Consider the following 17,092-nt stretch of genomic DNA (forward strand, 5'->3'; position numbering starts at 1 on the left):
CCCCGCCACGGCTACCGGCTCGTCCGGATGCACACTCAGGCCAGTACTGAATCGCTGCTCGAACAGGCCGGCCAGGCGCTGGGTGCTTTCACGCAAGGTGCCGTGAAAGGTGCTCAACTGATCGGCAAGCAAGCGGGCCTCACTGGCCAGATGCTCTTCGCGGGTGGCGAGGTTCGCGGTGTCCAGCGAGCGCAGGGCGAACACGGTACTGCCGCTGATGACAATCGCCAGAATCACGGCAAGCGCAAGACCCAGCTGTGAGGCAATCCGAGCACGAGGTTGAGACATGACAGCTCCTGACCCAGTGGCCGGATCATTCTGATCCATCGCACACTCGGCAAAATTTCTGATTGTGGGGAAAACACGGAACCTGCACCAAGGTCCCATCAGCAGATTTTCGGCGGCAACACTGAATACTTGAGTAATTAACGGGGATATGGCTCAAGGCCGCCATTTGCGGCGGCTCTATCGATTCAGCCCAGACGTTCGACATCCGGTAATTCCATGGCCCGGACCTCGCCTTGCAGGAAATCGCTGAGGCGACGCAAACGTTCGCCGCCGGGGCGGGTTTTCGGCCAGACCAGGTAATAATTCTCACCACTGGCGACGGCCGTCGGCCACGGCAGACTCAGACGTCCCTGTGCGACATCCTCCGCCACCATCAGCAAATCGCCCATGGACACGCCGTAACCTCGGGCGGCGGCAATCATGCCCAACTCCAGCGTGTCGAACACCTGCCCACCCTTGAGCGAGACTTGATCGGTCAGCCCCATGCGCTCCAGCCAGTTGCGCCAGTCACGGCGGTCCGGCGTCGGGTGCAGCAGTTCGGTACTGGCCAGGCGCGCAACGTCCCATGGTTGATCCTTCAGAAGATTCGGCGCGCCCACCGGAATCAGCTCTTCGGGGAACAGGAAAGTCGCCTCCCAGTCCGGTGGAAAATGCCCGTTGCTGAGGATGACGGCGCAGTCGAAGGGCTCATGGTTGAAGTCCACCGTATCGATATCCATCCAGGCGCTGGTCAGTTGCACTTCGTTGCCCGGGCGCAAGTGTCGAAAACGGCTGAGCCGCGCCAACAGCCAGCGCATGGTCAGGGTCGATGGGGCTTTCATGCGCAGAATGTCGTCCTCGGCACGCAAGGTATTGCAGGCCCGCTCGAGGGCGGTGAAGCCTTCACGTATGCCGGGCAGGATCAGCCGCGCCGATTCGGTCAGTTGCAGGTTGCGCCCACTGCGATGAAACAGCCGACAGGCAAAATGCTCTTCGAGCGTGCGAATGTGCCGACTGACCGCACTTTGCGTGATCGACAGTTCTTCGGCCGCGCGGGTAAACGAGCTATGCCGCGCCGCCGCTTCGAATGCTCGAAGGGCATACAAGGGAGGAAGACGACGAGACATCAGGAAAGCTCCTATAGCGCGATTGCACCAACTTATCAGAAACTCCCCAGCATGAGTTTTAATCATGCCACCCATCCTTTTTATCCCTTTGTGCAAACCCCGCAGAGCGCCGAGAATCGACGCTTCCTGTTCTCTCTGACAATCGAGCGTGATGACCATGCAGCATCCAGCGCGTAGTGAACTCTGGGCCATCCTGCGGCTGGCGGGGCCGTTGATTGCCTCGCAGTTGGCGCACATGTTGATGGTCCTCACCGACACGTTGATGATGGCGCGCCTGAGCCCCGAAGCACTGGCCGGCGGAGGCCTGGGCGCGGCGACGTATTCGTTCGTGTCGATCTTCTGCATCGGTGTGATCGCGGCGGTCGGCACCCTGGTGGCGATTCGTCAGGGCGCGGGCGACATCATCGGCGCGGCGCGGCTGACCCAGGCCGGGTTGTGGCTGGCCTGGTTGATGGCGCTGGTGGCGGGTTTGCTGCTGTGGAACCTCAAACCGGTGTTGCTGCTGTTCGGCCAGACTGAAACCAACGTCCAGGCTGCCGGCCAGTTTCTGTTGATCCTGCCGTTCGCCCTGCCTGGCTACCTGAGCTTCATGGCGCTGCGTGGTTTCACCAGCGCCATCGGCCGGGCGACACCGGTGATGGTCATCAGCCTCGCCGGCACCGTGGCCAACTTCCTGCTCAACTATGCGTTGATCACCGGCATGTTCGGCCTGCCGAAAATGGGCCTGGTGGGCATCGGCCTGGTCACGGCGATCGTTGCCAACCTCATGGCACTGGCGCTCGCGCTGCACATTCGTCGGCATCCGGCCTACGACGCGTATCCATTGCGCCAGGGTCTGTCGCGGCCCAACCGTCAGTACTTAAAGGAACTGTGGCGCCTGGGCCTGCCGATTGGCGGCACCTATGCGGTGGAAGTCGGTCTATTCGCCTTCGCCGCGCTGTGCATGGGCACCATGGGCAGTACGCAACTGGCGGCGCACCAGATCGCCCTGCAAATCGTTTCGGTGGCGTTCATGATTCCGGCGGGGCTTTCCTACGCGATCACCATGCGCATCGGCCAGCATTACGGTGCCGGGCAATTGCTTGATGCGCGGCAGGCCGGACGGGTCGGGATCGCCTTTGGTGCGGCGGCAATGCTCGGTTTTGCGATGGTCTTCTGGCTGCTGCCGCATCAATTGATCGGCTTGTTCCTGGACCACAACGACCCGGCGTTCCGCGAAGTCATCAACCTGGCCGTGAGCCTGTTGGCGGTGGCGGCATGGTTCGAGCTGTTTGACGGCACACAAACCATCGCCATGGGCTGCATCCGCGGGCTCAAGGATGCCAAGACCACGTTCCTGGTGGGTTTGGGGTGCTATTGGCTGATTGGCGCACCGGCCGCCTGGTGGATGGCCTTCCATTTGAATTGGGGGCCAACGGGGGTCTGGTGGGGTCTGGCGCTGGGGCTGGCGTGTGCGGCGGTGAGCCTGACGCTAGCGTTTGAGTGGAAGATGAAGCGGATGATTCGGCGGGAGCCGTCGTCAGGGGCGAGTTTCCAAATCGCCCAGCCAGATTGAGATCCCCTGTGGGAGCGGGCTTGCTTGCGAAGGCGGTGTGTCAGTCGACATCTACGTTTACTGATACACCGCTTTCGCGAGCAAGCCCGCTCCCACATTTGTCCGTGTTTAAACCACGACTTCCAGTGCGGGCTGCTGACTGCTGCCGAACGTCAGGTACTCAACCAGTTCCGCCAACGGCAATGGCTTGCTGATCAGATACCCCTGCACCTGATCGCAACCAAAGCCGCGCAACAAATCCAGTTGTTCCGGCGTTTCCACGCCTTCGGCGACCACTTCAAGGTTGAGGTTGTGCGCCAGGTTGATCATCGCGTGGACCAGTTTGCGATTCTCTTCCCGCTCTTCCATGCCACCGACAAAGCTCTTGTCGACCTTCAACAACGCAATCGGCAGGCTGTTGAGGTGCACGAACGAAGAGAACCCGGTGCCGAAATCGTCCAGCGAGAAGCGCACGCCCAAACGCCCGAGGGCGTCCATGGTCTGCTTGACCAGATCGCTGCGACGCATCACCGCGGTTTCGGTCAGTTCGAATTCCAGCCATTGCGCCTCGACGCCTCGCTCGGCAATCAGCCGGCTCAGGGTCGTCAGCAATTGGCTGTCCTGAAACTGCCGGAACGACAGGTTGATCGCCATGTGCAGCGCTGGCAGACCTCGTTCGCGCAACGCCTGCATGTCCCGCAAGGCCCGGGAAATCACCCAGTAACCCAGCGGCACGATCAAGCCGCTTTGCTCGGCCAGCGGCACGAATTCGCTGGGGGGCAGCAAGCCGCGTTCGCCATGACGCCAGCGAACCAACGCTTCGAGGCCGACGATCTGACCGTCCTCAAGGTTCAGGCGTGGCTGGTAATGCAGCTCCAGCTCATCGCGGCGCAAGGCCCGGCGCAGCTCGCTTTCGAGGTCGGCGATGCTGCGGGCATTGCGATTGATCCGTTCGTTGAAGATGTGAAAGGTGCAGCCCTGAGTGCTCTTGGCCTGTTGCATGGCAATGTGCGCGTGCCACATCAACGGGTCGGCACCGGCCTGCGCTCGTGCGTGAGCGATGCCGAGGCTGGAACCGATCAACAGGCTTTCGCCGTCGATCCAATAGGGTTCGGACAGCGCTTCGGTAATGCGTTCGGCCATCCATTCGGCGCGCTGAGGGGCGCGGCGGGTGTCGATCAGCAGGGCAAATTCATCGCTACCCAGCCGCGCCAGTTGATCGCTGGCCTCCAGTTGGCTTTTCAGCCGCGAGACCACTTGCAGGATCAGCCGATCGCCAGCCTGATGGCCGAGCGCGTCGTTGGCGTGTCGAAAGTTGTCGAGATCGAGGTGACCGAGGGCCAGGCCTCGACCTTCGTTGTCGGCCAGGCGCGCCGCCAGCAAGGTCTGGAAACCCTGACGGTTGGCGATACCGGTCAACGGATCCTGCTCGGCCAGGCGCTGCAACGTGTTTTCCAGCACGCCGCGTTCACGCACGTGGCGCAGGCAACGGCGCAACATGCCGGGATCCAGCAGATTGCGCACCAGCCAGTCGCTCACACCGTCGGGCGGCGCCAGCGGCTCGTGTTCGAGCAGCAACACCGTCGGCAGGTTGCAACGGCCGGGTGCCGGCTGCAGAGCAGGAATCGTCAACAACACCGCGCTGCGGTTGTCATCGAACAGGTTGCTGACCGACTCCCAGCTCGGCGCGCTGAGCAGCACAGCCGAACTCCCCATCGGAGCCAGACACTCGCGCAACAACGCTGCCCACGCTGGCTCTTCGGCCAGTAACAGCAAACGCAAGGGTTCGACAGGCGTAGACAAGCTAGCTCCTAGACTCTGCAAAGATGTAGGCGGCGGGCATTATGCCGCGCGGGTAACCAATGACCAAATGACATCGGTTATCAAACACGGCTTTTGCGTCTTGAATACGAACATTAGACGCAAATTCACTACGCATCCTGCGTGAAAGTATCAAAACCGGCAAATAGAGATCGCGTGTTACGTCACAAGTCGGAGAGAGCAGCACAATTCGCTGAGCCTGTTAAAATGCCGGCCCATTTCGCTAATGACTCCCTGATTTCGTATGTCCCGACTCAATCCCCGGCAGCAAGAAGCCGTGAGCTACGTCGGCGGCCCTCTTTTGGTGCTCGCCGGTGCAGGCTCCGGCAAGACCAGCGTGATCACCCGCAAAATTGCGCATCTGATCCAGAGTTGCGGCATCCGCGCCCAGTACATTGTCGCCATGACCTTTACCAACAAGGCCGCGCGGGAGATGAAGGAACGGGTCGGCACCCTGCTCAAGGGCGGCGAAGGCCGCGGTCTGACGGTCTGCACCTTCCATAACCTGGGCCTGAACATCATCCGCAAGGAACACGTGCGGCTGGGCTATAAGCCGGGTTTCTCGATCTTCGACGAGACCGATGTCAAAGCCCTGATGACCGACATCATGCAGAAGGAATACTCGGGCGACGACGGCGTCGACGAGATCAAGAACATGATCGGCTCGTGGAAAAACGACCTGATCCTGCCGCCCGAAGCCCTGGAAAACGCGCGCAATCCCAAGGAACAGACCGCCGCCATCGTCTACACCCACTACCAGCGCACGCTCAAGGCGTTCAACGCGGTGGACTTCGACGACCTGATCCTGCTGCCGGTAAAACTGTTCCAGGAACACGACGACATCCTGGAAAAATGGCAGAACAAGGTTCGCTACCTGCTGGTGGACGAATACCAGGACACCAACGCCAGCCAGTATTTGCTGGTGAAACTGCTGATCGGCAAGCGTAACCAATTCACCGTTGTGGGCGATGACGACCAGTCGATCTACGCCTGGCGCGGCGCCCGGCCGGAAAACCTGATGCTGCTCAAGGATGATTACCCATCCCTGAAAGTGGTGATGCTCGAGCAGAATTACCGCTCCACCAGCCGCATCCTGCGTTGCGCCAACGTGCTGATCTCGAACAATCCGCACGAGTTCGAAAAACAGCTGTGGAGTGAGATGGGCCACGGCGACGAAATCCGCGTGATCCGCTGCCGTAACGAAGACGCCGAAGCCGAGCGCGTGGCCGTGGAACTGCTGACCCTGCACCTGCGCACGGATCGGCCATATAGTGATTTTGCGATCCTGTATCGCGGTAACTACCAGGCCAAGCTGATCGAGCTGAAGCTGCAGCACCACCAGATTCCTTATCGCCTGTCTGGCGGCAACAGCTTTTTCGGACGTCAGGAAGTGAAAGACCTGATGGCCTACTTCCGCCTGATCGTGAACCCGGACGATGACAACGCCTTCCTGCGGGTGATCAACGTCCCACGCCGGGAGATCGGTTCGACCACGCTGGAGAAGCTGGGCAACTACGCCACCGAGCGAAAAATCTCGATGTACGCTGCCACCGACGAAATCGGTTTGGGCGAGCATCTGGACACGCGTTTCACCGATCGCCTGTCACGCTTCAAGCGTTTCATGGACAAGGTCCGCGAACAGTGCGCCGGCGAAGACCCGATCTCGGCCCTGCGCAGCATGGTCATGGACATCGACTACGAGAACTGGCTGCGCACCAACAGCTCCAGCGACAAGGCCGCCGATTACCGCATGGGTAACGTCTGGTTCCTGATCGAGGCGCTGAAGAACACCCTGGAGAAAGACGAAGAAGGCGAGATGACCGTCGAAGACGCCATCGGCAAACTCGTTCTGCGCGACATGCTGGAACGTCAGCAGGAAGAGGAAGACGGCGCCGAAGGCGTACAGATGATGACCTTGCACGCCTCCAAGGGTCTGGAATTTCCCTACGTGTTCATCATGGGCATGGAAGAGGAAATTCTCCCGCACCGCTCCAGCATCGAAGCCGACACCATCGAAGAGGAGCGTCGCCTGGCCTACGTCGGGATTACCCGAGCGCGTCAGACGTTGGCGTTCACCTTCGCCGCCAAGCGTAAGCAATACGGCGAGATCATCGACTGCGCGCCCAGCCGCTTCCTCGATGAACTGCCGCCGGACGACCTGGCCTGGGAAGGCAATGACGACACTCCCGTTGAAGTCAAAGCCGTCCGCGGTAACACCGCATTGGCGGATATACGCGCGATGTTAAAGCGCTAGAATTGGCTACTTTTTAACCGAACATTTTTTACACGCCAGCCGCACACGGCGTCAGTAGAGGAAAGCTTCATGGAAGCACTGCACAAGAAAATTCGCGAAGAAGGCATCGTGCTTTCCGACCAGGTCCTGAAAGTCGACGCCTTTCTGAACCACCAAATCGACCCGGCCCTGATGAAGCTGATCGGCGACGAATTCGCCACGCTGTTCAAGGACTCGGGCATCACCAAGATCGTCACCATCGAAGCCTCGGGCATTGCCCCGGCAATCATGACCGGCCTGAATCTGGGCGTGCCGGTGATTTTTGCGCGCAAGCATCAATCCCTGACCCTGACCGAAAACCTGCTGTCGGCGACCGTTTACTCGTTCACCAAGCAGACCGAAAGCACCGTGGCGATCTCCCCGCGCCACCTGACCAGCAGCGACCGCGTGCTGATCATCGACGACTTTTTGGCCAACGGTAAGGCATCGCAAGCGCTGATCTCGATCATCAAACAGGCCGGCGCGACCGTTGCAGGCTTGGGTATTGTGATCGAGAAATCGTTCCAGGGCGGCCGTGCGGAACTGGATGCTCAGGGTTATCGTGTGGAATCGTTGGCGCGGGTGCAGTCGCTGAAGGATGGCGTTGTAACCTTCATCGAATAAGCCGCCACACCGCAAAACCAATGTGGGAGCGGGCTTGCTCGCGAAAGCGGTGTGTCAGTCGACATCAACTTTGACTGACACACCGCTTTCGCGAGCAAGCCCGCTCCCACATTTGGTCTCCGCTGGCCGTTACAAAGCGGTGGCTTTGAGGCCGGTCAGCAATAACCGCTGAAACAAATCCTCCTTCAGCCCTTCCGGTTTCGTCAGCTGCATCCTTTCCAGATGCACCGCAAATTCCGAAGCCGCTGGCGCATCCAGCGCAGCCTTGCCCAGCTCCAGAATCTCCGTGAGCTTGAACTTGCTCTTCAACCAGTTCAGCGCCCGCAATAAGTCCCGCTCCTCAGCGGTGAAATCGCAGCCCAGCGGATACTCCGGAAACAGATTCGAATGCCGCACCTGAATGGCCTGCAAACGCTGTGGGCTGTTGTCGGCAAAACGCGGATCGAGGCGGAAATGCTTCGGCAATTTGCCAACGTTCTGCGCCTGCTCGATCAGCCCCGGCTGGAAGCGTGAGTCGCTGATGTTGAGCAACGCCTCGATCACCGCCGCATCGGTCTTGCCCCGCAAATCGGCGATGCCGTATTCGGTGACGACGATGTCCCGCAGGTGTCGTGGAATCGTGCAGTGGCCGTATTCCCAGACGATATTCGAACTGACTTCACCGCCCGACTCGCGCCAACTGCGCAGCAGCAGGATCGAACGCGCGCCTTGCAGCGCATGGCCCTGGGCGACGAAGTTGTATTGCCCACCGACACCGCTCAGCACCCGCCCGTCTTCAAGTTGATCGGCCACGCCGGCGCCGAGCAAGGTCATGGTGAAGACGGTGTTGATGAAGCGCGCATCGAGACGCTGCAAGCGTTTGAGCTCTTCCTGACCGTAGAGCTCGTTGATGTAGCTGATGCGGGTCATGTTGAATTCGAGCCGCTTACTCTGCGGCAACTCGCGCAAGCGCTCATAGAAACTGCGCGGCCCGAGGAAAAACCCGCCGTGCACCGAGATGCCGTCAGTCTGCGCGGCCTCGTCCAGCGTGCCGGCATTCGCTTGCTGCTGGGTTGGCACATCCGGGTAGACCTTGCGCCGCACGATCCCGGCGTCTGCTAATACCAGCAAGCCGTTGACGAACATTTCGCTGCAACCGTAAAGGCCCTTGGCGAAAGGTTCGATACCTCCTTCACGCTCAATCAACTGCGCCCACTGGCTGAGATTCAAATCCCCTAGTAACGCCTTGTAACCGTCGCTGTCAGCCTGCCGCGCCAGCAACGCTGCCGTCAGGGCATCGCCCATGGAACCGATGCCGATTTGCAAGGTGCCGCCGTCGCGCACCAGCGTGCTGGCGTGCAGCCCGATGAAATAATCCTGGAAACCCACCGGCATATTCGGCGTGGAAAACAGCGTGGTGTTGTCTTTCGCGTCGATCAGCAGGTCGAAGGTGTCGATGCCGATTTCCGCATCGCCGGGCATGTATGGCAAATCATTGTGCACCTGGCCCACCATCAGGATCGTCTCCCCCGCTGCCCGACGCTTGGCGATCATCGGAAACAAGTCGAGGGTGATATCCGGGTTGCAGCTCAGGCTCAGGCGATCGGGATGCTCGCTGTGGCTGGCGACCAATTGCGCCACCAGGTTCAAGCCAGCGGCATTGATGTCCCGGGCCGCGTGGCTGTAATTGCTGCTGACGTAATCCTGCTGGGCCGGTGCGCTGTTAAGCAGGCTGCCTGGCTGCAGGAAGAATTGATGGACGTGAATGTTGGCCGGCAGGCTGTCGCGATGCAGGTCGGCGAGGAAATCCAGCTCCGGGTAATCGCCAAACACCCGCTCGATGAAGGGCTCGAGGAAGCGCTTTTGCAAGCCATCGCCCAATGGCGGGCGTCCGAGGCACAGGGCGGTGTAAATCGTCAGTTGCCGCTCGGGCAGTTGCACGATCCGTTGATACAGCGCGTTGACGAAGTGATTGGGCTTGCCCAGCCCAAGCGGCAATCCCATGTGGATATGCGCCGGCAACCGCGCCAGAACGTCATCGACCGCCTGCTCGATAGAACACAACTGCACCATCTGATCCTCCCGCCCGTTCCATGAATTGGGGTTGGACCGAGCTTGCCGGGTCTTTGCTGCAAAGCATAGTCTCAGGGGTAAATCACATGCACAAAAAAGCCGCTCGTAAGCGGCTTTTCGCTGAAAATGAAGGCTTATTTCAGGCCAGACATCTTCTGGATGGCGCCCTTGAGATCGCCATCAGAGCAATCGGCGCAAGTGCCTTTTGGTGGCATCGCATTGATGCCGGAGATTGCTTTCGCCAGCAAGCCGTCGAGGCCGCCTTCTTTCTTGGCGCGCTCGCCCCAGGCGGCGGCATCGCCGATTTTCGGCGCGCCCAACAGGCCGGTGCCGTGGCATGCGTTGCAATGTTTTGCAATCACTGAGTCAGGGGTCTTGGCATCACCACCACCCGCAGAAGCAGCGACTTCCATCCCCTTGCACTCTTTGCCCTGCACACAAACCTGGCCAACGGGTTCAAGACGTTTAGCAATATCGTCGTTGGTCGCAGCTTGTGCGCTGACTGCCCAAAGGGCCAATACGGTTGCTGGTGCGGCCAGCATTTTCATAATTAGGTTCACGCGTACACCCTCAATGGTGGCTAGTCACGCCCACGGCCACGGTTCGCAGGCGGGCGCAAGTATAGCGGTAAGCCCGTCACACTGAAACAACCCCAAAGTCGAAGGGGTCTTATCGTGAGAAGGAAATACAGCAGGGGCGTCTGCGCAAACCGGGCAGGACGCCTCTTCTCTTAGAAATTCGCTGGAGTGGCTGCGCTGATTAGTCGCGCCGGAGCATCGAACGGATTACGGAAACGGTGTGGCTTGGTACTTTCAAAGTAGTAGCTGTCGCCGGCTTCGAGCACAAATGTTTCGAGTCCGACCACCAGTTCCAGCCGACCTTCCACCAGAATTCCAGTCTCCTCGCCCTCATGGGTGAGCATCTCCTCACCGGTGTCGGCGCCTGGCGGGTAGATTTCATTGAGGAACGCGATAGCCCGGCTCGGATGAGCCCGGCCGACCAGTTTCATGGTCACTGCACCATCGGAAATATCGATCAGCTCGTGGGCTTTGTAAACGATCTGAGTCGGTATTTCCTGCAGGATTTCTTCGGAAAAGAACTCGACCATGGACATGGGAATCCCGCCCAGAACCTTCCTCAGCGAACTGATCGAAGGACTGACGCTGTTCTTCTCGATCATCGAAATGGTGCTGTTGGTAACACCCGCGCGTTTGGCGAGCTCACGCTGGGAAAGACCTTTGAGCTTACGGATCGATTGCAGTCGTTCACCGACGTCCAATGCTGGAGCCTCCAGGGGTTCAGGTTTGCAGGAATATTGAGCGTTATCATGGCGACAGCGTTCAGTATTTACAACACTTGGGCCTGAATCCTGTTTGGCGAAGCGACTTTCGGTCGGGAACGTTTTTCGTCAGGCCCCGGAATAGAGCAGCGGCACTCGACGCAGGTTGCAGAAGATCTGGTAAGGAATCGTGCCCGCGGCCGTCGCAACGTCACTGGCGAGGATGTTTTTGCCCCACAACTCGACGGTCGAACCGAGGCCGGCTTGCGGCACGTCGGTCAGGTCGATGCAGAGCATGTCCATCGACACGCGGCCAATCAACTGGCTGCGCTGCCCGGCGACCATCACGGGCGTACCGGTCGGAGCCTGACGTGGATAGCCGTCGGCATAACCCATCGCCACCACGCCCACGCGCATCGGCTTGGGTGTGATGAATTTCGCGCCGTAACCAATCGGTTCGCCGGCCGGCAGTTCACGCACGCAAATCACTTTCGATTCCAGGGTCATCACCGGTTGCAGGCGGGACGCCACGGCATTGGCCTCTTCGAAAGGCGTTGCGCCGTAGAGCATGATGCCCGGGCGCACCCAATCGCTCGGAATCTGCGGCCAACCGAGCACCGCCGGCGAATTACGCAGGCTGATTTCAGCTGACAACCCCTGACGCGCCGCCTCGAACACCGCGACCTGCTCGGCGCTGGTCTGGCAATGCAGCTCATCGGCGCGAGCAAAGTGACTCATCAGCACGATCTTCGCCACTTTGCCGCTGGCCAGCAGCCGTTGATAGGCCGCCTGGTAATCCGCCGGGTGCAGGCCAACCCGATGCATGCCGGAGTCGAGCTTGAGCCAGACTGTGATCGGTTTGCTCAGCGCGGCTTTTTCGATGGCTTCGAGCTGCCACAACGAATGCACCACGCACCAGAAGTCATGCTCGACGATCAGCGACAGTTCATCGGCTTCGAAAAAACCTTCCAGCAACAACACCGGCGCACGAATGCCGGCGGCGCGCAGCTCCAACGCTTCTTCGATGCAGGCCACGGCAAACCCGTCCGCCTCGGCTTCCAGCGCCTGGGCGCAGCGTACCGCGCCATGGCCGTAGGCATCGGCCTTGATCACCGCGAGAGCCTTGGCCCCGGTCACTTCGCGGGCGAGCTGGTAGTTGTGGCGCAGGGCTTGAAGGTCGATCAGGGCACGGGCTGGACGCATGGCGGCAGACTTCTAGTCGGTCATTAAAAAAAACCGGCGCTGGCTGACAGCGTGAACCGCCAACAGCACCGGGAGAGGGATCTTTCTGGCTGAGCGTTATGGCAGCGCGGCAACAACCGACAGCTCGACCAGGATTTGCGGTTCACACAACTTCGATTCAACGGTAGCTCGGGCCGGTGCAACGCCTTTTGGCAGCCACTGGTCCCACACCGAATTCATGCCTGCGAAGTGCGCATCGATGTCTTTCAGGTAAATCGTCACCGACAGCAGGCGGTTCTTGTCGGTCCCGGCCAGATCCAGCAAGCGCTCGATATTGGCGAGGGTTTCACGGGTCTGCTGTTCAATCCCGGCGCTCATGTCATCGCCGACCTGCCCTGCCAGATACACGGTACTGTTGTGGACAACGATCTGGCTCATGCGCTCATTGGTGAGCTGGCGCTGGATTGACATGTTTTGCGGACTCCTTGAGTTTGTTGCCATAACGGGAAATATCGAGGCCTTCGGCGCTGATCTGCGGCGTTCTCTTCGCCATCAGGTCAGCCAGCAAACGACCGGAACCACAGGCCATGGTCCAGCCGAGCGTGCCGTGGCCCGTATTCAGAAACAGGTTTTTGAACGGTGTGGCACCGACAATCGGGGTGCCGTCCGGAGTGGTCGGACGCAGGCCGGTCCAGAAACTCGCCTGGGCCAGATCGCCGCCCTGAGGATAAAGGTCGTTGACGATCATCTCCAGGGTTTCGCGCCGACGCGGGTTCAACGACAGGTCAAAACCGGCGATTTCCGCCATGCCGCCGACACGGATGCGATTGTCGAAACGGGTGATCGCGACCTTATAGGTCTCGTCGAGAATGGTCGACGTCGGGGCCATCGCCGGGTTGATGATCGGCACGGTCAGCGAGTAACCCTTGAGTGGATACACCGGCGCCCGGATGCCCAACGGCTTGAGCAATTGCGGCGAGTAGCTGCCGAGAGCGAGCACGTAGCGGTCGGCGGTTTCCAGCTTGCCGTCGATCCACACGCCGTTGATGCGATCACCGGCGAAGTCGAGGCGCTGGATGTCCTGGCCGAAACGGAATTCCACACCCAGTTTCGTGGCCATTTCAGCCAGGCGGGTGGTGAAGATCTGGCAGTCGCCGGTCTGGTCGTTCGGCAGGCGCAAGGCACCAGCGAGGATGTCGGTGACACTGGCCAAGGCCGGTTCGACCCGGGCAATGCCGGCACGGTCGAGCAGTTCGAACGGCACGCCGGACTCTTTCAGCACGGCGATGTCTTTGGCGGCGCCATCGAGCTGTGCCTGGGTGCGGAACAGTTGGGTAGTGCCGAGGCTGCGGCCTTCGTAGGCAATGCCGGTTTCGGCGCGCAATTCGTCGAGGCAGTCGCGGCTGTACTCGGACAGGCGCACCATGCGCTCTTTGTTCACCGCGTAACGGCTGGCGGTGCAGTTGCGCAGCATCTGCGCCATCCACAGGTATTGGTCGATGTCGGCGGTGGCCTTGATCGCCAATGGCGCGTGACGCTGCAACAACCACTTGATGGCTTTGAGCGGTACGCCCGGCGCGGCCCACGGCGAGGCATAACCCGGCGAAACCTGCCCGGCGTTGGCGAAACTGGTTTCCATGGCCGCCGCTGGCTGACGGTCAACCACCGTCACCTCAAAGCCGGCCCGTGCCAGATAATAGGCACTGGCGGTACCGATGACGCCGCTACCCAAGACCAGAACGCGCATTTTCATATCCCTCATCGCGGCTTACCGCTGACGTTTATTGTGCAGACCGAAGATGTGGGCAGTTTAAAAAAGATTAGCCAGTGCTTTTCACTATATAAGTGCCTATATTTGGCGACAATTCTCGGCAAAAACCCTTTTCACGGAGGCGCATCCCCTATGCGGACCAACACTCAGACCAAACGTGAGCTGGACAAGATCGACCGCAACATCCTGCGGATCCTGCAAGCGGACGGGCGCATTTCCTTTACCGAACTCGGGGAAAAGGTCGGCCTCTCCACCACGCCCTGCACCGAACGGGTACGGCGACTGGAGCGCGAAGGGATCATCATGGGCTACAACGCTCGCCTGAATCCGCAGCACCTCAAGGGTAGCTTGCTGGTGTTCGTCGAGATCAGCCTCGACTACAAATCCGGCGATACTTTCGAAGAGTTCCGACGCGCGGTACTGAAACTGCCCCACGTACTGGAATGCCATTTGGTGTCAGGGGATTTCGATTATCTGGTGAAAGCACGGATTTCCGAGATGGCCTCGTACCGCAAACTGCTGGGCGACATCTTGCTCAAGTTGCCGCATGTGCGCGAATCCAAGAGTTATATCGTGATGGAAGAAGTGAAAGAGAGCTTGAACCTGCCGATTCCGGATTGAGAGGTTGTCTCAGGGGAATGGGTGTCTGGGCGGGCGCTTTCGCGAGCAAGCCCGCTCCCACATTAGATCTTCATTGGGCACAGATTTGTATACGGCAGGGATAAAATGTGGGAGCGGGCTTGCTCGCGAAGGCCGCGGCTCGGTCTACCTGAAGCTTCGCAACAACTAAACCAAAACCTGCCGCGTCGAAGCCATATATTCATGAATCTGCTTCTCGACCCGCGGATGGATCAGCTCCACCGGTCGCCGCCCGTTGGGGCATGGCAATGTCTTGGTGGTGCCGAACAGCCGACAGATCAGCGGTCGTTCGTCATACACCGTGCAGCCATTGGGGCCCAGATGGACACAATTGAGTTCATCCATCGCCGCATCCTGCTCGGCCCGGGTCTTGCGCGGCAGGCGGGACATTTCTTCGGGCGAGGTGGTCACCGGCCCACAGCAGTCATGGCAGCCGGGCACGCACTCGAAAGAGGGAATCTGCTGGCGCAGCGTGCGAATCTTCTGACTGTTGCAACTCATCGAAGCGGTGACCAAATGTGGAATAGACCGGGATTCTGACGCAAAAGCCCCTATCCAGACAGCGCCAACCGACCGGTGTTGCCCGTGCCCGAAGCGGCGGCTTATGCTCCGTCAACTTTTTCAAACACACGCATCAGGATGACGGATATGAACGTCCCCGTTCAGCAACCTGCCCCGAGCCATCAACACGCGGCCTCTTATTACGCCGCCAGCAGCCTGCCGCAGCCCGATTTGCCGGTGCTCACAGGAGAGCTGGTTGCGGACGTGTGCGTGGTGGGCGGCGGGTTCTCCGGGCTGAACACCGCGCTCGAACTGGCCGAACGCGGCTTCAGCGTGGTGCTGCTGGAAGCACACAAGATCGGTTGGGGCGCCAGCGGACGCAATGGCGGGCAATTGATTCGCGGCGTCGGCCATGGCCTCGATCAATTCGCCAACGTGATCGGTGCAGACGGTGTGCGTCAGATGAAATTGATGGGCCTGGAAGCGGTGGAAATCGTCCGACAGCGGATTGAGCGTTTTCAGATCCCTTGCGACCTGACCTGGGGCTACTGCGACCTCGCCAACAAGGCTCAAGACCTGGAAGGCTTCGCCGAAGACGCCATCGAGCTGCACAGCCTCGGTTATCGTTACGAAACCCGTCTGCTGCAAGCCCACGAAATGCACAGCGTGGTGGGTTCCGATCGCTACGTCGGCGGTTTGATCGACATGGGCTCCGGGCATCTGCACCCACTGAACCTGGCACTGGGCGAAGCGGCCGCCGCCCGACAATTGGGCGTGAAGCTGTTCGAACAATCGGCAGTGACCCGCATCGATTACGGCCCCGAGGTCAAAGTCCACACCGCCCAGGGCACGGTTCGCGCGAAGACGCTGGTGCTGGGTTGCAACGCCTACCTCAACGATCTCAATCCGCAACTCGGCGGCAAGGTGCTGCCCGCCGGCAGTTACATCATCGCCACCGAACCCTTGAGTGAAGAACAGGCTCACGCCTTGTTACCGCAAAACATGGCGGTCTGCGATCAACGGGTGGCGCTGGATTACTACCGACTCTCGGCCGACCGACGATTGCTGTTCGGCGGTGCCTGCCATTATTCAGGGCGCGACCCGAAAGACATCGCCGCGTACATGCGACCGAAGATGCTGGCGGTGTTCCCGCAACTGGCCGGGGTGAAAATCGACTATCAATGGGGCGGGATGATTGGCATCGGCGCCAATCGCCTGCCGCAGATCGGTCGGCTCAAGGAGCAGCCGAATGTGTATTACGCCCAGGCCTATTCCGGTCATGGGGTGAACGCCACGCATCTGGCGGGCAAGTTGTTGGCTGAGGCCATCAGCGGCCAGCAGAGCGGAGGTTTCGACCTGTTTGCCAAGGTGCCGCATATCACCTTCCCGGGTGGCAAGCATTTGCGTTCGCCGTTGTTGGCGCTGGGGATGTTGTGGCATCGGTTCAAAGAATTGGTCTGAAAGATTTTCGGCGTCTGTGTCGACGCCTTCGCGAGCAAGCCCGCTCCCACATTTAATCGTTGTCGAACACAAAATCTGCGTTCGTTGACGATCAAATGTGGGAGCGGGCTTGCTCGCGAATAGATTTAAAGAACACCGCAAAACTCAGATCCGCCAGAACGGCTTAAGCCCCTCCTCCCGCGCCTGCTCCCGACTCAATCCGACATCCCTGAGCTGTTCCGGCGTCAACTCCAGCAACACCTTGCGCGTGTGCAGACGATGCCAGAACAGACCCCAGCGACCCAGGCCGGACGGTGCGTTGCGCATGACCGCCTCGCGTGCACCGTTCTTTTGCCCTGCCGCCAGTTCCTGACTGTGTAACGTCAGCCGCACATCGCTCAAGCCGTTCATTTTCGTCGCTCCTGTTTACTTGGGTAGCCAGAGCTTTCATGATGCGCGGACGGCGAAAAGCATTACAGATTCAACAAGGATGTATTAACTCCATACAGATTTTCCGTTTCAGCCTCTGAATCACATATTTTCGCCCCATCTGTACTGGTCAACCGAATCACCCATACCGAGA

General features: G+C 59.8%; 15 protein-coding genes and 1 pseudogene. 5 read left to right on the forward strand and 11 right to left on the reverse strand.

All coding sequences use genetic code 11. From position 1 onward, the window contains the following. Together PMI36_RS10380 and PMI36_RS10375 are read right to left on the reverse strand one after the other, a co-directional pair. A pseudogene (locus PMI36_RS10380) lies at window positions 1-288 on the reverse strand (Cache 3/Cache 2 fusion domain-containing protein); the annotation flags it as partial. Window positions 289-473: 185 nt separating this feature from the next. Continuing rightward, window positions 474-1,394, reverse strand: a complete 921-nt coding sequence (locus PMI36_RS10375) for a LysR substrate-binding domain-containing protein (protein ID WP_007894759.1) — start codon at window positions 1,392-1,394, stop codon at window positions 474-476. 157 nt (window positions 1,395-1,551) lie between these two features. Between PMI36_RS10375 and PMI36_RS10370 the strand changes: the two genes are divergently transcribed. Then, the gene (locus PMI36_RS10370) at window positions 1,552-2,949 is read left to right on the forward strand and encodes a NorM family multidrug efflux MATE transporter (RefSeq protein ID WP_008073355.1); all 1,398 of its coding nucleotides are present in this window, start codon (window positions 1,552-1,554) and stop codon (window positions 2,947-2,949) included. A gap of 108 nt (window positions 2,950-3,057) precedes the next feature. On the opposite strand, the gene PMI36_RS10365 is transcribed toward PMI36_RS10370, so the two are convergent. Continuing rightward, window positions 3,058-4,731, reverse strand: a complete 1,674-nt coding sequence (locus tag PMI36_RS10365) for a putative bifunctional diguanylate cyclase/phosphodiesterase (protein ID WP_008073357.1) — start codon at window positions 4,729-4,731, stop codon at window positions 3,058-3,060. Window positions 4,732-4,993: 262 nt separating this feature from the next. Between PMI36_RS10365 and rep the strand changes: the two genes are divergently transcribed. Together rep and PMI36_RS10355 are read left to right on the forward strand one after the other, a co-directional pair. Further along, the gene (gene rep / locus PMI36_RS10360) at window positions 4,994-7,003 is read left to right on the forward strand and encodes a DNA helicase Rep (protein WP_007894754.1); all 2,010 of its coding nucleotides are present in this window, start codon (window positions 4,994-4,996) and stop codon (window positions 7,001-7,003) included. Window positions 7,004-7,072: 69 nt separating this feature from the next. After that, window positions 7,073-7,645, forward strand: a complete 573-nt coding sequence (locus tag PMI36_RS10355) for a xanthine phosphoribosyltransferase (RefSeq protein ID WP_007934646.1) — start codon at window positions 7,073-7,075, stop codon at window positions 7,643-7,645. Window positions 7,646-7,774: 129 nt separating this feature from the next. On the opposite strand, the gene PMI36_RS10350 is transcribed toward PMI36_RS10355, so the two are convergent. From PMI36_RS10350 to dadA, 6 genes are all read right to left on the reverse strand, one after another. Beyond that, entirely contained in the window at window positions 7,775-9,697 is a 1,923-nt protein-coding gene (locus PMI36_RS10350; RefSeq protein ID WP_008073358.1) for an acetyl-CoA hydrolase/transferase C-terminal domain-containing protein, read from the reverse strand. A 134-nt stretch (window positions 9,698-9,831) separates the two neighbouring features. Next, window positions 9,832-10,245 carry a c-type cytochrome gene (locus PMI36_RS10345; protein ID WP_032830531.1) on the reverse strand — a complete coding sequence of 138 codons (414 nt, stop codon included), beginning with the start codon at window positions 10,243-10,245 and terminating at the stop codon, window positions 9,832-9,834. Between the two features lie 182 nt (window positions 10,246-10,427). Then, window positions 10,428-10,976: a cupin domain-containing protein gene (locus tag PMI36_RS10340; protein ID WP_008073360.1), complete on the reverse strand. Its 549-nt coding sequence runs from the start codon at window positions 10,974-10,976 to the stop codon at window positions 10,428-10,430. A gap of 129 nt (window positions 10,977-11,105) precedes the next feature. Continuing rightward, complete coding sequence (alr, locus tag PMI36_RS10335) at window positions 11,106-12,179, reverse strand: alanine racemase (RefSeq protein ID WP_008073361.1); 1,074 nt, start codon at window positions 12,177-12,179, stop codon at window positions 11,106-11,108. A 96-nt stretch (window positions 12,180-12,275) separates the two neighbouring features. Further along, on the reverse strand, window positions 12,276-12,629 hold the full coding sequence (locus PMI36_RS10330) for a RidA family protein (RefSeq protein WP_007894740.1): 354 nt from the start codon (window positions 12,627-12,629) through the stop codon (window positions 12,276-12,278). Next, window positions 12,601-13,905, reverse strand: a complete 1,305-nt coding sequence (gene dadA / locus PMI36_RS10325) for a D-amino acid dehydrogenase (RefSeq protein WP_007894735.1) — start codon at window positions 13,903-13,905, stop codon at window positions 12,601-12,603. The genes PMI36_RS10330 and dadA overlap by 29 nt, the downstream gene beginning before the upstream one ends. A 156-nt stretch (window positions 13,906-14,061) precedes the next feature. Here dadA and PMI36_RS10320 point away from each other — a divergent pair, with 156 nt between their 5' ends. Beyond that, complete coding sequence (locus PMI36_RS10320) at window positions 14,062-14,550, forward strand: Lrp/AsnC ligand binding domain-containing protein (protein WP_003206849.1); 489 nt, start codon at window positions 14,062-14,064, stop codon at window positions 14,548-14,550. 165 nt (window positions 14,551-14,715) lie between these two features. Here the strand turns inward: PMI36_RS10320 and PMI36_RS10315 are convergent, their stop codons facing one another. Then, on the reverse strand, window positions 14,716-15,069 hold the full coding sequence (locus PMI36_RS10315) for a YkgJ family cysteine cluster protein (protein WP_007894729.1): 354 nt from the start codon (window positions 15,067-15,069) through the stop codon (window positions 14,716-14,718). A 147-nt stretch (window positions 15,070-15,216) separates the two neighbouring features. On the opposite strand from PMI36_RS10315, the gene PMI36_RS10310 reads away from it, so the two are divergent. Further along, window positions 15,217-16,530: an NAD(P)/FAD-dependent oxidoreductase gene (locus PMI36_RS10310; RefSeq protein WP_008073362.1), complete on the forward strand. Its 1,314-nt coding sequence runs from the start codon at window positions 15,217-15,219 to the stop codon at window positions 16,528-16,530. A 144-nt stretch (window positions 16,531-16,674) separates the two neighbouring features. Here PMI36_RS10310 and PMI36_RS10305 read toward each other — a convergent pair whose 3' ends face one another. Continuing rightward, window positions 16,675-16,920, reverse strand: a complete 246-nt coding sequence (locus PMI36_RS10305) for a DUF1127 domain-containing protein (RefSeq protein ID WP_008073364.1) — start codon at window positions 16,918-16,920, stop codon at window positions 16,675-16,677. Between the last annotated feature and the right edge of the window lie 172 nt (window positions 16,921-17,092).

The sequence above is a fragment of the Pseudomonas sp. GM79 genome, from assembly GCF_000282495.1.
Taxonomy (GTDB): domain Bacteria; phylum Pseudomonadota; class Gammaproteobacteria; order Pseudomonadales; family Pseudomonadaceae; genus Aquipseudomonas.

Bases quoted from the DNA above. Each gene is read 5' to 3' on its own strand.
- PMI36_RS10355 (WP_007934646.1), top strand. From the start codon at position 7,073: ATGGAAGCACTGCACAAGAAAATTCGCGAAGAAGGCATCGTGCTTTCC.
- PMI36_RS10320 (WP_003206849.1), top strand. From the start codon at position 14,062: ATGCGGACCAACACTCAGACCAAACGTGAGCTGGACAAGATCGACCGC.
- PMI36_RS10330 (WP_007894740.1), bottom strand. From the start codon at position 12,629: ATGTCAATCCAGCGCCAGCTCACCAATGAGCGCATGAGCCAGATCGTT.
- PMI36_RS10350 (WP_008073358.1), bottom strand. From the start codon at position 9,697: ATGGTGCAGTTGTGTTCTATCGAGCAGGCGGTCGATGACGTTCTGGCG.
- PMI36_RS10345 (WP_032830531.1), bottom strand. From the start codon at position 10,245: ATGAAAATGCTGGCCGCACCAGCAACCGTATTGGCCCTTTGGGCAGTC.
- dadA (WP_007894735.1), bottom strand. From the start codon at position 13,905: ATGCGCGTTCTGGTCTTGGGTAGCGGCGTCATCGGTACCGCCAGTGCC.
- PMI36_RS10375 (WP_007894759.1), bottom strand. From the start codon at position 1,394: ATGTCTCGTCGTCTTCCTCCCTTGTATGCCCTTCGAGCATTCGAAGCG.
- PMI36_RS10310 (WP_008073362.1), top strand. From the start codon at position 15,217: ATGAACGTCCCCGTTCAGCAACCTGCCCCGAGCCATCAACACGCGGCC.
- PMI36_RS10370 (WP_008073355.1), top strand. From the start codon at position 1,552: ATGCAGCATCCAGCGCGTAGTGAACTCTGGGCCATCCTGCGGCTGGCG.
- alr (WP_008073361.1), bottom strand. From the start codon at position 12,179: ATGCGTCCAGCCCGTGCCCTGATCGACCTTCAAGCCCTGCGCCACAAC.
- PMI36_RS10315 (WP_007894729.1), bottom strand. From the start codon at position 15,069: ATGAGTTGCAACAGTCAGAAGATTCGCACGCTGCGCCAGCAGATTCCC.
- PMI36_RS10305 (WP_008073364.1), bottom strand. From the start codon at position 16,920: ATGAACGGCTTGAGCGATGTGCGGCTGACGTTACACAGTCAGGAACTG.
- rep (WP_007894754.1), top strand. From the start codon at position 4,994: ATGTCCCGACTCAATCCCCGGCAGCAAGAAGCCGTGAGCTACGTCGGC.